We start from the raw sequence: 12,504 nt of genomic DNA, 5'->3' as shown, positions 1-12,504 counted from the left end.
TCCTTTCCGGTCTTTCAGTAGATTATGCTCCTTTTTTTACTAGCTCATATTTCAAGGTTGGCTTACCTCTTTCTCCTCCATCCGTATTGGTGTAGCTTAGGAACTGGAGTTTGTAAACATTGCCCGCCGCATCTTTAATCACATAAAAACGATCTGCACGTACACCTGCTGGTGTTGTACTACCCGGAGCAGCTGCTGCACGCCATTTCGTTCCGATTACATCGGCGGCAGTAGACCATGTAACGGCTGCGATGTTGGCTTCTTTGAAGTCTGCATAGGTGACAGACGTTGTCATAATCTGAGCACCTGAAACTCCACCAAGCTTGTTGATGGCGACATAATCCTGTACCCAGTAGGGGGTATTCAATCCGGAATTATAAGTGCTATAGCTCCATGAGATATCCCAGCTCTTTGCCCGGGGCTCTACAGAAACGACCTTGTCTGTTTCAAGAGATGCGAATATGAAATTGAAATCAGCGTTTTTAGCTATGTCAAGTGTTTTGATCGTGGTAGAACCAAGACGTGCATATTGTACTTTGTATCCCGTTCCGTTGCGTGTAATTTTTACTTTAAACCATTTGTCTGCAGACTTATTTCCCTCGAAGGAATACACATATACTTTGTTTTCAGCTTCCGTCGCCGAGACTTCAGCAATAGCGGTTTTGGTAATATCTCCAGTCCAGTCATCAGCAAGCGATACAGTCGTTGGGTCTTCCACGTTGTGATTGAGTGCAATACCTGCTGAATCTGCCAGGGTCACTGCTGTGATGTCTGTCTTAGATGTTGCTTTCGCGGTGGACTGGTATGCCGGATTCAATATTACCCTGAAATCTGCACCACTATAAAATCCTAAATTCCAGCTTTTGCGGTCAACGCCGGTTTGATTGCTCCCACTCAGATCGAAGTAAACCGAGTTGGCATATGTCACTTCTCCGACCTTTCCATTCAATGTTACGTTGGCACCTGTAGAGGTGATGGCAGAGAAGGATAGTTTCAGATCTGAATTTGTTCCGGCAATGGCAGGAGAACCAACAGAAGATATTTTTAATCCGATATTTTCATCACCGTTGAGTGTGATGCCGGTTGCTTTTTTAACTTTGATGGTCGTCGATGTCTGTCCGGCAGGTATGCTCACACTGATACTGTTGGCTGTTGCTGCGGGTTCAGTAGTGAAATCTGTTCCATAAGCTAGTTTTGAAGGAGTTAAGTCCACTTTAATGGCTGTCGCTGCGCTTTCTGCACGGCTTAGTGTGACTTTTATCTCCACTTCGTTCTTTGTGTTATCAAAGCCAAGTTCCTTACTTTCAAAACCTGCTACATTATCCGGCAATGGTGGTTCGTCGTCTTTGCAAGCGTTGAAGGAAAATAATAATGCAATGATTAACAGGTATTTAGATAATTTGTTCATAATTGTTTTATTTGTTTAAAAAGGGTATTAACTAATGTTTTGTCCACTGAATATTAAGCCCGATAAAGTAAGACCTGCCATAGGAGGTAGGTACTGAGTTACCCGGATCGTGCGCGCCAATTCCCTGGGCAGTACTCATGATGTCAGTGATGTTGAAAAGGTTTTTTGCGCCACCAATCAGATTGACATACTTTGAAACCGTTTTGGTAATGGTCAGATCTGCCATATGGTAGGCATCCATTTCTGCCAACCTTGCCACAATCTCATTATTTGCTGATGTAATCGTCTGATAACTCGGACGCTTACCGGTGTATTTGTAAAAGAGGTTAATTGTTCCCCGTAGTTTTGGGAGTGTATATAAAATGTTTGTATTGATTTCAGAAGACCATGTAAACTCTGGCAATGCTCCCAGCTCCACAGGAGATTCCGAAAGCCGGTTGTATCTTCCCAGGTAAGATCCTCCCAGCGTTGCCGTCATGTTCTTCCAGTATACTTTGTTTTCAAGTGTTAATCCTTTGACTTTAAATAAATTAAGGTTGAAATAGGTGGATACTGATGCATCTCCCGGAGTTGTTCCGGTTGTAATTTGATCATGAAAAACATTATACAGCGCGCCCAGTGTGGAAGTCAGTCTTAGGTCAGTCTGTTCAGCCAGTTGCAGAGCCAGTGAAGCATTAAAGCTGTTGGAGTATTCTGCTTTGAGATTTGGATTGCCAACAATGTCGTGGGAAGCATCTTTAAACTTGAAATATAGCTCACGCAAAGCGGGGGAACGAAATCCACGCGCATAACCAAATCGCAGATCAAGCCTTTTGGTCAAGATAAACTTTCCATTCAGCGATGGGATTACAGGAGGTGCATCATAAACCGAATTCTTGAGAAAGCGTAGTCCGGGGCTTAGTTTAACGGCAGGTATAAACTGTATCTCCGGTGCCAGAAATAATGCATATTCATTGATCGTAGGTGAACCCAGTATCCGGTCTCCTGAACTATTGTTATTGGTTACATCAACTCCTGCAAGCAATGCTATTTTGGATGAAATTCTGTACTGCGTGGTGCCTCTGAAAAACGTTGTTGTAAATATGGATTTGTCCTGTGATGCACCCAGTGCAAGTGTGCGTTTGCCGGTATCAAAGTCTATTTGTGTATTTAAGGTTCTTCTACTGTAATCTGTATACGACAACGCTGCGTTAAAATTTAGTTTTTCAGTCAGTTTCAGCTCGGCCTGCGCCTGGTGAAACCAACGTTTGGATATATAGTCGGTATCACCTGCCTTGTTACTGTTAACCGGTCCTAAAAATTTGATAGTCTCATCCGTGCCATTGAAGCGGTACCAGGCATTCCACTTGCTGGCATTGTATCCGATTGAAGCGGTATACAGACTTTGATTTTTAGGCATCCAGGCCTTGTCTCGTCCCGATGATTTTCCCTGCCAGCCACCAAAATCATTTCTTGTGAAATTACCTGACAGCTGAAGCCCTTTCTTTTGCCAGGTAGCACCGATGTTTTGGTTATGTGATCCGTTCTTTGTGAATGCGTTATATTCTTTACCTACTGTTTCTTCTTGTATCCGTGCAGTAATCATCAGGTTGTTGGTATGTACACCTTTTTTAGAGATGATGTTGATTACACCTGCCAGAGCATCCGTGCCGTAAATGACGGACATCGGACCTTCTACAATTTCAATTCTTTCTACTGTATTAATATCTATTTGTCCCAGGCTTTCACGTGTCCCTCCACGGTCTACCATCGGGATTCCATCCAGTAGGATTTTGACATTCTGCCCGGTCATGCCCATCAGCTCGATATCGGTGGTGCCTGTTGCCATGTCATTGGTGAAGCGCATGCCTAATTCGGTATTCAATACAGTCTGTACATTGGCAGCACCGCGCAGCCTTATACGTTCACTGTCAATCGTCCTTACCTGATACACGGATTTTTTTAGCGACTGGGCTTCAAATTGTCCTGTAACGACAAAGTCCTGCAGCATGGTCGGCGTTTCATGGAGAATGATATCCTCCTCAGTGTGCGTTTCACCGCTCTTGACATGTATTGCTCTTTCTATTTTATCGTTACCCACACTTGTAACTACGAGTTTATAAGAACCTTCGCGGGCCTTGATCGTGTAGTTACCATCTTTTCGGGTAGCCTGACCTACTTCCGATGGATGCAAAACTACATTTACTCCTTCTACTGGTTTCCCATCCTTGGTTACTACTTTTCCTGTGATAATTATCTTATTGGTTTGAGCATGAGAGACATCATGAATGCATGTACAGCAAATTGCCAACAGAAAAAGGTATTTCATGGGTGTTAATTACAATTTAGACCAATTATAAGTTTACAAATAAAATAGTATTTAGACTAATTACAAAGTAATGGTCCTGGAATTATTTATGCCTGGATCGAATGCTGATTAAAATCGGGGTGAAAAACTCTTTTACGCAAACTAAGAGCCTGCTAACTATCGGATTTCAGCACGTAATTTGACTGTCACATTATCTTTGAGTTTCCAGTCTTTTGTGCCGATATGATAGTCCAGACGGTTGACATCGAACTGACTGCTCAGAGCGTATCCGCCGTTTGGGATTTTTTTTGCCTCAAACGGAAGCGTAACTGTTTTGCTGACGTCCCGAATCGTTAATGTTCCTGTTGCACGGTAAGCATTTCCGGACTTTTCCACTTTGGAGGATTTAAACAGGATCTCAGGGTATTTGGATACATGGAAGTACTTCTCTCCCTTCATGTCTTTATCACGGGTGTTGTTTCCGGTATTGAATGATGCCGTAGCAATGGTTACGTTAAATGAAGCTTTGGTGGGATTGTTCTCATCAAAAATCACTGATCCTTTCGGTGCGTCAAATGTACCGTCGCAAGTGCCAAGTACAAATTTTACACTGAAATTAGTAGAGCCTGAAATGATGCGGCTTGTTTGGGCAGTAGTAGTTAGGATGCTGAGAGTGTATACGATGCCCAGATAAAGAAGATGCTTCATCATAAAATGAGATATAGATAAATTAAAGTACTTACGAATTATTGTTCTTCCAAAACAGATTCCCCTTCAGAAAGATCTCCGCTTGTCCATTTCCACTTTTCATAGAGCCGGATTTTGCCATTCGGAAGAATTTCAGGTATTGACTTACATATTCCCGACATTATTTCGCCATTAGAATTAATTTGGTGATAGCGCATATCCAGCCCACCATTTTCATCCACGAGGGCAATCAGGTGTCCGGATACGATACGTCCGCCTGCATAGGAGGAAGTGACGATGTTGCCGGTTTGTTTGTATACAAATTGCATGGTCAAATCTACTTCACCATTCTCTGAATTGGATATCGGATTGAAAACTTTGTTGTTATAATTGATTTTCATCTGAAGTGTTTGTTTTTAAGTATACTATCTGTTTAATAAAGATTCGATCTTTTCATCCAGTTGTCTAAGCATTTCCAGCTGCTTTCCCTGAATTTCAAATAAAGTCTTGATCTGCTCTTCCAGCAGTAGGTCCACTTTCTGGTGCAGGCTTCGTACCTCTAATTCCGCTTTCAAATTCACCATGTAATCATTTTCGGCATCAAGTCTGTCTTTTTCTTCTTGTCTGTTTTGACTCATCATGATGATCGGAGCCTGGAGTGCTGCAACAGATGACAGAACCAGATTCATCAGAATAAAAGGGAACGGATCGAATTGTGCTGATGCCGGAACGATCGAATTGTAGGCAATCCAGGCAATAAGTATAATAGAAAAAGTGATGATAAATGTCCAGCTACCTCCAAACTTTGCCACTTGATCTGAGATTCTTTGCCCGACTGTAGATTTTTCGGCAGGAGGGTGTAGTAAGTTGCTCATCAACAGATCCTGATCTTTGATTGATTGAAGTACAATGTCATGTAGTTTCTTGATCTGGACATTTTGTGCTTCGAGTATATCCTAAACTCTTGTTTACCGGTATCCATGTTTTCTGTTTGGATGTTCAATTTACAAATATGTTTGACGATGCATCACGATATCCTAAATATCATGAAGAATTCATAGCTGATTGAAAATAGTTGCCTATACGATGTCAGCTGGTACCTAAAACCCCGATCTTGTAATATTTATAAAATAGATAGTCTATAAACTTAGAGTACATAATTTTACATTAACTATTAAAATTATGTTGTTTCTCAAATCTCTTTAATAAATTTGAACCGGATTTCGACCAGAGTAAGTATCCGGGCTCAAAGCTGTTTTCAGTTGGAGTGATTAGTATAATTCTTATTCTGTCAGAATAAAGGTTCGGTGGAAACGAACTTCAATTTTAGTAATCCTTCATATTAGTAGCTTATCATTAATTCCGTTTCTGTTATGAAATTAGTGCCCATAGAAAAGCGTAGTGGACTGACCCGCGAGGAGTTCATTGAGAATTATTTGAAACCAAGCCGTCCTGTTGTCTTTACTGACCTGATGAAGGATTGGCCGGCCATGCAAAAGTGGACTTTCGATTGGCTCAGAGAAAATCACGGACAAATAGAGGTGCCTTTGGTGGATAACCACGTACACGATGCTGATAAGTATTTTCAAACTGCGAAAACAATGAAGTTCGGAGAGTACCTTTCAGCGATTGAAGCAGGTCCTACCGATCTTCGCTTATTTTTATTTGACATTTTTAAGAAGGCGCCATCTCTGGAAAAGGATATTATTTTTCCAACGATTATGGACGGGTTTTTAAAATCCTACAAATTTGTATTTTTCGGAGGTCAGGGTGCAATTACAAATCTGCACTATGATATGGACTGCTCTAATGTATTCCTTACTCAGTTCCATACAAGAAAGCAGGTGATATTATTTTCTCCCGAGGATAGTGCAAAACTTTATCATCATCCGTTTACTGTAATGAGCAAGGTCAACCCTATTGATCCGGATTACAGTAAGTTCCCTGCAATGAAGAATTTGACAGGTTATGAAACAACATTGATGCACGGGGAAACAATCTTCATTCCATCACTTTGGTGGCATTATATACGCTATATTGACGGTGGTTTCAGTTTAGCATTACGCGCAAATAACTCTGTATTTACTGCCATGCGTGGGGGGATGAATATCGTCCGTCATACTTTCGTAGATAAAAGTATGACTAAAATATTCGGTTTGGGATGGCAGCATTGGAAGGAAAAACAAGCGCAGGAAAAGGCGCAGCAGGTTCTTCAGCACTGAGCAGAAGACGAGTACCAGCATTTATCATACCCCGGCAACACTTTGCCGGGGTATTGTTTTTATATGATACAAGCTATATAAATAAAACACGTTTTGATGGCGCCATCAGATAAGAAACTATTCTATATTTAATCTGCGTTATATAAGACATAATTTACCATCAGGTTATGAATTTTGAACTGACTTCTGAATACAAACCAACCGGTGACCAGCCGGAAGCGATAAGACAACTTCTAAACGGAATTAATGCCGGGGAGCCAGCTCAGACTCTTTTAGGAGTAACAGGTTCCGGAAAGACGTTCACGGTGGCTAATGTGGTCGCAGAGATCAACCGGCCTACATTGGTTCTGAGTCATAACAAAACACTTGCAGCGCAGTTGTATGGAGAGTTTAAGCAATTTTTTCCTAATAATGCTGTAGAGTATTTCATTAGCTATTATGATTATTACCAGCCGGAAGCATTCATTTCCACTACCAATACCTATATCGAAAAAGACCTGATGATCAATCAGGAGATTGATAAATTAAGACTCCATACAGTTTCATCACTGATGAGTGGCAGACGTGATGTGCTTGTGGTTGCTTCAGTATCCTGTATTTACGGAGCTGGTAACCCCAATGAGTACAAAAAGAGTATTGTGAGTGTGAAGTTGGGAGATATTGTAAGTAGAAATCAGTTTTTGTTCAGGTTAGTGGAGATTCTGTACAGCCGGACAGACCTGGAATTCAGTCGGGGGACATTTCGTGTGAAAGGCGATACCGTGGATATTTATCCTGGCTACGCCGACTTTGCCTACCGGGTCATTTTCTTTGGGGATGAGATTGAGGAGATACAGCGTATTGAGCCGGAAAGCGGCAAAAAGATTTCAAATGATAAGGCAATAGCGATTTTTCCAGCTAACCTTTTTGTAACCGGTCGAGATGTGCTCAATCAGTCCATTAAAGAAATCCAGGACGATTTGGTGCAGCAAATCAAATATTTTACGGCGGAAGGTAGGCTTGCGGAAGCAGAACGGGTCAAAGAGCGTACGGAGTTCGATATGGAAATGATGCGTGAACTAGGGTACTGTTCGGGTATAGAAAACTATTCGCGTTATTTTGACCGCCGTTTACCGGGGCAACGACCATTCTGCCTGCTGGATTATTTTCCAGAAGATTTTCTGATGGTGGTAGATGAAAGTCACGTTACGATGCCCCAGATCCGGGCCATGTGGGGTGGCGACAGATCCAGAAAAGAATCATTGGTGGAGTACGGCTTCAGATTGCCCTCCGCAATGGACAACAGGCCCCTTACTTTTCAGGAGTTCGAAGACATGACGCCGCAAACGATATTTGTGAGCGCGACACCATCGGAATACGAGTTAAGGAAATCGGAAGGTGTTGTAGTAGAGCAAATTATACGGCCTACCGGTTTGCTGGATCCTGAGATCGAAGTACGGCCAAGCTTAAATCAGATCGATGATTTGCTTGAGGAGGTAAATAAGAGAATAGAAATGGGTGACCGCGTGCTGATCACCACGCTTACCAAACGGATGGCAGAGGAGTTAAGCAAATACCTTGATCGGGTAGGTATTAAATGCCGGTATATTCACTCGGAAGTAAAAGCGTTGGATCGTGTAGAGATTTTGCGCGAACTCAGACTCGGTGTTTTTGATGTTTTGGTGGGTGTCAATCTTTTAAGAGAAGGGTTGGATTTACCGGAAGTTTCGCTGGTAGCCATCATGGATGCGGATAAAGAAGGTTTTTTACGTGATGTACGTTCCATGATTCAAACGATTGGACGCGCTGCCCGGAATGATCGCGGAAAGGTAATTATGTATGCGGATGTGATGACTGGGTCGATGGAGCAGGCCATTGATGAGACGAGCCGTCGTAGAAGCATACAGTTGGAATACAATCTGGCACACGGAATTACGCCCAGAACAATCCTTAAGTCGAAAGAGGCTATTATGGAACAAACTTCGGTTGCCGATTCAAAGCCTAAAAAGATATATGTTGAACCGACTGAGATACGTATTGCAGCGGATCCTGTTGTGCAGTATATGGGTAAAAGTGATCTTAACAAGCTCATTGCTGAAACCCAGCGCAAGATGGAGTCTGCAGCAAAAGATCTCGACTTTCTGGAAGCAGCCCGTTTACGCGATGAGCTGATGCAATTAAAAGAGAGAGTAAAGGAAAAAGCTTAACAGAGAATTATTTAATAAAAGAGGAATCTAATCACCAGATTCCTCTTTTGCTGCCAACTGATCAAAAGCTATCTTTCGTCAATTCATAGAAGTACTCAGTGTAGTTTCTTCAAAAAAATGAAGTGCTTCCTGCCAGTTGTTGACCCTGTGGTGCCTGTTCACATTGATGTTATGTGATGCGGTGAATAGAATGGGTGTTCCTTTGCAGAAATCCAGATTTTTGAGATGGTCGTCAATGAGAAAATCGGTCACTACCACGCTTTTATCTCCACAAAATATGATGTTTCTCCAGGAAATAAAGGGAAGGTGTTCAGCCAGCCAGTCATATTTTTCGGTAAGTGAGGTTGGAAATTCCATCGCAGCGGACACAATGTAGATTTCGAAGTTTTTGCTCAGTTGTAAAAGTGCTTCAACAGCACCTGGCATAACCGGGGCATTACGGAAAAAGCCTGGTTTGGATAACAAACTTCTTGCCGCCACAGGATCCGGAAACGCTTCTTCTTCAGGTTTGCCCAATAAGTCTCGCTTATCAACTTTCACACTGAAAGCTTCGTGGTATATCCTGATCCAGTTGGTCTCAATATCGACAATGACATTATCCATGTCAATTGCAATGGTCTTTTTCATACGAATCAATTTATATTTGCAATATTATGCGTCAAATATATTTAAAATATTGCAAAATACTGCATAGTGTTTCAATTCATTATCTTAAATTGCAAGATAATTATGAGGTTATGTTAAAAGAAGAGCGTTTTCAAGTTATTCTCCATCAATTAAATATTGATCAGAAAGTACAATTGGCCGGACTTAGCAATATGTTGCAGGTTTCGGAAGATACTGTACGAAGAGATATCAAAGAATTAGCAGAGCAGGGTTTGCTGAAATCTGTACGTGGAGGAGCTATTCCTCATTCTCCGGGTCCGCATCATTTTAAAGACAGGATAGGATATGGAAATGAAAAGAAGCAAATTATTGCAAATAAAGCACTGAGCTTTTTGCAGGACGATCAGTTAGTGATTTTTGATGGGGGGACATCAGCGCTGCTGATTGCTCAGTCGCTACCTAAGGATATCAAGCTTACTGTCGTAACCAATAGTTTTCCGATTGCTAACATCCTGGAAGAGCATGAAAAGGTTGAAGTTTTGTTTGCTGGTGGACGCCTTATGAAGAATTCATTTGTAACAGTTGGAAGTGATACCCTCCGGTTTTTTAGAAACTTCAGAGCTAATATATGCTTTATGGGAATATGTAGCATACATCCCGAGTTGGGTGTTACAGGTCCGGACTTCGAAGAAAGTGAAGTAAAAAGAGCAATGGTAGAATCATCACGCGTCGTAATTGCATTATCGACTGTTGAAAAACTGGGTACAGCAGAAGGTTTTTATGTGTGCCCGACCGGTCAGTTGACAACGATTGTAACGGACCAGCCAGGCGATGGTAGTGATTTTAAGGTTTATCGTGACATGGGTATCAATGTGATCTAGAAACTTCTTTATGAATGCTCATCTTTATCCTCAGAAGTTTGCTCTGTACGGAAAAAGGTGTCATCAATCATTCTGGTTTCTTGATTCAACACATTAGAAAATCCCAAAATAAATGCCATAACAAATCTTCTCAACCACTTTCCCGTCGAAGAGATGAAAGTTGTTTTCATTTTTAGCCATTAAAAATATGGATATACCGCTTCGTCTCGACAATGAATGTCAGAAGTGGTATTTATTAAAACCGAAATGCAAGGTTATGGACGAAAAATGAAGTCAGGCTCAGCAGATGCAGTTGTGCATCTGGGTAGGATGGAGGGAAAACAAAACAGAGTGGAAGGACTTAAAATTGTATCACGGAGAAACGAGAGTTTATGAAGTGTTTCCAGCTTCTGAGCCAGAAATTGTAAAGTCTGAATTTGAAGATTTATTGCTGATGAATGAATTTCCGTTGTCTCCTGAGCGGATAAACACCAATTTTGGTATTGGCTATTTTATGACGACTTCTGCAAAGAATGTTTTCAGTTCGTGCAAGTGGCCTTACCGACTGGTAGTAAAATGAAGAATTGACCAATCCAGCCGACAAAAATGCCAGAAACAACCATTGTAGAATGGGTAATTTAAGTCGGTACAATTCTGTGCAATTCATCATCATATTTATCTTGGTCCCATTCTTATAGCTCCGTCAAGGCGAATCACTTCACCATTCATCATAGGATTCTCAACGATCGACTTGGCCAGAAGTGCGTACTCGTGTGGTTTACCAAGACGTGGCGGGAATGGGACCTGTTGTCCCAGAGAAAGCCGTGCTTCTTCGGGAAGTCCTAGCATTAAAGGTGTTTCAAATAGACCAGGAGCGATGGTCATCACCCTTATTCCGGATTTGGAAAGATCACGTGCAACAGGTAAAGTCATGCTAACGATCCCGCCTTTACTGGCTGCATAGGCAACCTGTCCGATTTGCCCGTCATAAGCCGCCACAGAAGCGGTGTTGATAATTACGCCTCGTTCTCCTCCACTATTAGGCTCATTTTTTTCCATTGCGAAAGCCGCAAGTCTGATGACATTGAATGTACCGACAAGGTTTACTTTAATGGTTTTCTCAAATGCTTCCAGTGAATGAGGACTGTAGATACCATCAATCTTACCAATCGTTTTACCTACGGGTGCGACACCTGCACAATTCACGACAATATTGATGAAGCCAAATGTTTCCAGTGCCTTATTGATAGCAAGTTTTATATCTACTTCATCGGATACATTGGCTTTGATGAATTTCAGTCTGTTAGGAAACTCATTTTCCAAAGCTTTACCTGTAGTCTCGTTAAGATCAAGAATCACAATATTAGCTCCTTCAGAAAGGAACAGCCTGGCAGTGGCTTCTCCGAGTCCGGAAGCACCTCCCGTGATCAATGCTGTAGCGTTTTGTAGTAGCATATTGTTCAGGCTTTTACAAGGTCAAAACAATACAGTTTTATTTCCTGAGCAGGTGTTCAGGGATAGGATGCTTTTTTAGGAATTCCTTTGCTGCGGTGACTTTCTTTAATTCAGCTTTCGAAATTGTTCTGTTATTTAGGGAATTGTCAATAATCAAATCCTTCGTCACTGAACTTTTAGCTGACTTCTTTTTCTCTAGCGTTTTCATAGCAGAGGCGTTATGTGAATGTCTAAGTTAACTTCTTTTTTGCAATTAAGAAACTCTCAAATTGAATGTTTGTTTCAAAGATCTCCCAACTTTGATTTCGTTGTCCCATTACAGTAAGCTCATCGTCTATCATGGAATATACTTTGCTTATCGCAATTTGATAAAGCCTTGTACGCGATTTTGTAGTTGCTTTAAAGTAAATTAATTTTTCAGGATTCTGATCAAGAAACAAGCGGATTGCTTTCATTACGGTAACCATGATTTCGTGTAAATCACCATTGTCTGTCACAGACAAGTCATTTTCTTCACCTGTCGAAGGATTGTAGTCTAATAAAGCAAGATTAAAAACAACATCATTAAGAGGGGAGAATGAAATGACTTTTTCGTAGATTCCTCGTTTCCCAATACTTTGGAACTGAAAGCGAGTGTTTTGATCAGTAGCTCTAAGAGGATAAGGTTCGTAATTCATCAGAGATCATCAGTCAGTTGCAACACATCATTAAGACTGGCAGAATATTGTAAGTCACAATGGTTTAATGATGAGTAAAAGTAAAAGAGGTCCACAGAGAAATTAATCTCGGTGAA

The 12,504-nt window shown here is 41.4% G+C and carries 14 protein-coding genes; 4 read left to right on the top strand and 10 right to left on the bottom strand.

The features are described 5' to 3' along the window. Positions 1-22 precede the first annotated feature (22 nt). The 5 genes from AC1XUE_RS09795 to AC1XUE_RS09775 form a co-directional block, all read right to left on the bottom strand. Positions 23-1,408, bottom strand: a complete 1,386-nt coding sequence (locus AC1XUE_RS09795) for an HmuY family protein (RefSeq protein ID WP_483355749.1) — start codon at positions 1,406-1,408, stop codon at positions 23-25. 31 nt (positions 1,409-1,439) lie between these two features. After that, positions 1,440-3,716 (bottom strand): TonB-dependent receptor, encoded by a 2,277-nt coding sequence (locus AC1XUE_RS09790; protein WP_483355748.1) that lies wholly within the window; start codon positions 3,714-3,716, stop codon positions 1,440-1,442. 156 nt (positions 3,717-3,872) lie between these two features. Beyond that, positions 3,873-4,406, bottom strand: coding sequence for a YceI family protein (locus tag AC1XUE_RS09785; RefSeq protein ID WP_483355747.1), 534 nt, complete (start codon positions 4,404-4,406; stop codon positions 3,873-3,875). Between the two features lie 35 nt (positions 4,407-4,441). Beyond that, positions 4,442-4,783: an avidin-fold protein gene (locus tag AC1XUE_RS09780; protein WP_483355746.1), complete on the bottom strand. Its 342-nt coding sequence runs from the start codon at positions 4,781-4,783 to the stop codon at positions 4,442-4,444. 24 nt (positions 4,784-4,807) lie between these two features. After that, positions 4,808-5,257 carry a DUF1003 domain-containing protein gene (locus tag AC1XUE_RS09775; protein ID WP_483355745.1) on the bottom strand — a complete coding sequence of 150 codons (450 nt, stop codon included), beginning with the start codon at positions 5,255-5,257 and terminating at the stop codon, positions 4,808-4,810. A 498-nt stretch (positions 5,258-5,755) separates the two neighbouring features. Here AC1XUE_RS09775 and AC1XUE_RS09770 point away from each other — a divergent pair, with 498 nt between their 5' ends. Continuing rightward, the gene (locus AC1XUE_RS09770; protein ID WP_483355744.1) at positions 5,756-6,604 is read left to right on the top strand and encodes a cupin-like domain-containing protein; all 849 of its coding nucleotides are present in this window, start codon (positions 5,756-5,758) and stop codon (positions 6,602-6,604) included. Between the two features lie 167 nt (positions 6,605-6,771). After that, the gene (gene uvrB / locus AC1XUE_RS09765) at positions 6,772-8,790 is read left to right on the top strand and encodes an excinuclease ABC subunit UvrB (protein WP_483355743.1); all 2,019 of its coding nucleotides are present in this window, start codon (positions 6,772-6,774) and stop codon (positions 8,788-8,790) included. Between the two features lie 78 nt (positions 8,791-8,868). Here the strand turns inward: uvrB and AC1XUE_RS09760 are convergent, their stop codons facing one another. Next, positions 8,869-9,417, bottom strand: coding sequence for a 5' nucleotidase, NT5C type (locus AC1XUE_RS09760; protein ID WP_483355742.1), 549 nt, complete (start codon positions 9,415-9,417; stop codon positions 8,869-8,871). A gap of 110 nt (positions 9,418-9,527) precedes the next feature. Between AC1XUE_RS09760 and AC1XUE_RS09755 the strand changes: the two genes are divergently transcribed. Next, positions 9,528-10,277, top strand: coding sequence for a DeoR/GlpR family DNA-binding transcription regulator (locus tag AC1XUE_RS09755; RefSeq protein ID WP_483355741.1), 750 nt, complete (start codon positions 9,528-9,530; stop codon positions 10,275-10,277). An 8-nt stretch (positions 10,278-10,285) separates the two neighbouring features. Here the strand turns inward: AC1XUE_RS09755 and AC1XUE_RS09750 are convergent, their stop codons facing one another. After that, positions 10,286-10,447 (bottom strand): hypothetical protein, encoded by a 162-nt coding sequence (locus AC1XUE_RS09750; protein ID WP_483355740.1) that lies wholly within the window; start codon positions 10,445-10,447, stop codon positions 10,286-10,288. Positions 10,448-10,563: 116 nt separating this feature from the next. Between AC1XUE_RS09750 and AC1XUE_RS09745 the strand changes: the two genes are divergently transcribed. Continuing rightward, complete coding sequence (locus AC1XUE_RS09745) at positions 10,564-10,836, top strand: hypothetical protein (protein WP_483355739.1); 273 nt, start codon at positions 10,564-10,566, stop codon at positions 10,834-10,836. 95 nt (positions 10,837-10,931) lie between these two features. Here AC1XUE_RS09745 and AC1XUE_RS09740 read toward each other — a convergent pair whose 3' ends face one another. The 3 genes from AC1XUE_RS09740 to AC1XUE_RS09730 are packed head-to-tail and all read right to left on the bottom strand — an operon-like array spanning position 10,932 to position 12,388. Beyond that, positions 10,932-11,711, bottom strand: a complete 780-nt coding sequence (locus AC1XUE_RS09740) for a 3-hydroxyacyl-CoA dehydrogenase (protein WP_483355738.1) — start codon at positions 11,709-11,711, stop codon at positions 10,932-10,934. 37 nt (positions 11,712-11,748) lie between these two features. Next, the gene (locus AC1XUE_RS09735) at positions 11,749-11,919 is read right to left on the bottom strand and encodes a hypothetical protein (RefSeq protein ID WP_483355737.1); all 171 of its coding nucleotides are present in this window, start codon (positions 11,917-11,919) and stop codon (positions 11,749-11,751) included. A gap of 22 nt (positions 11,920-11,941) precedes the next feature. Then, on the bottom strand, positions 11,942-12,388 hold the full coding sequence (locus AC1XUE_RS09730; protein WP_483355736.1) for a DUF6934 family protein: 447 nt from the start codon (positions 12,386-12,388) through the stop codon (positions 11,942-11,944). Between the last annotated feature and the right edge of the window lie 116 nt (positions 12,389-12,504).

The organism is Dyadobacter sp. HNCC25DJ187, from assembly GCF_056895255.1.
The sequence above is the reverse complement of the archived record's forward strand: the minus strand, read 5'-3'. Positions and strand labels throughout refer to the sequence as shown.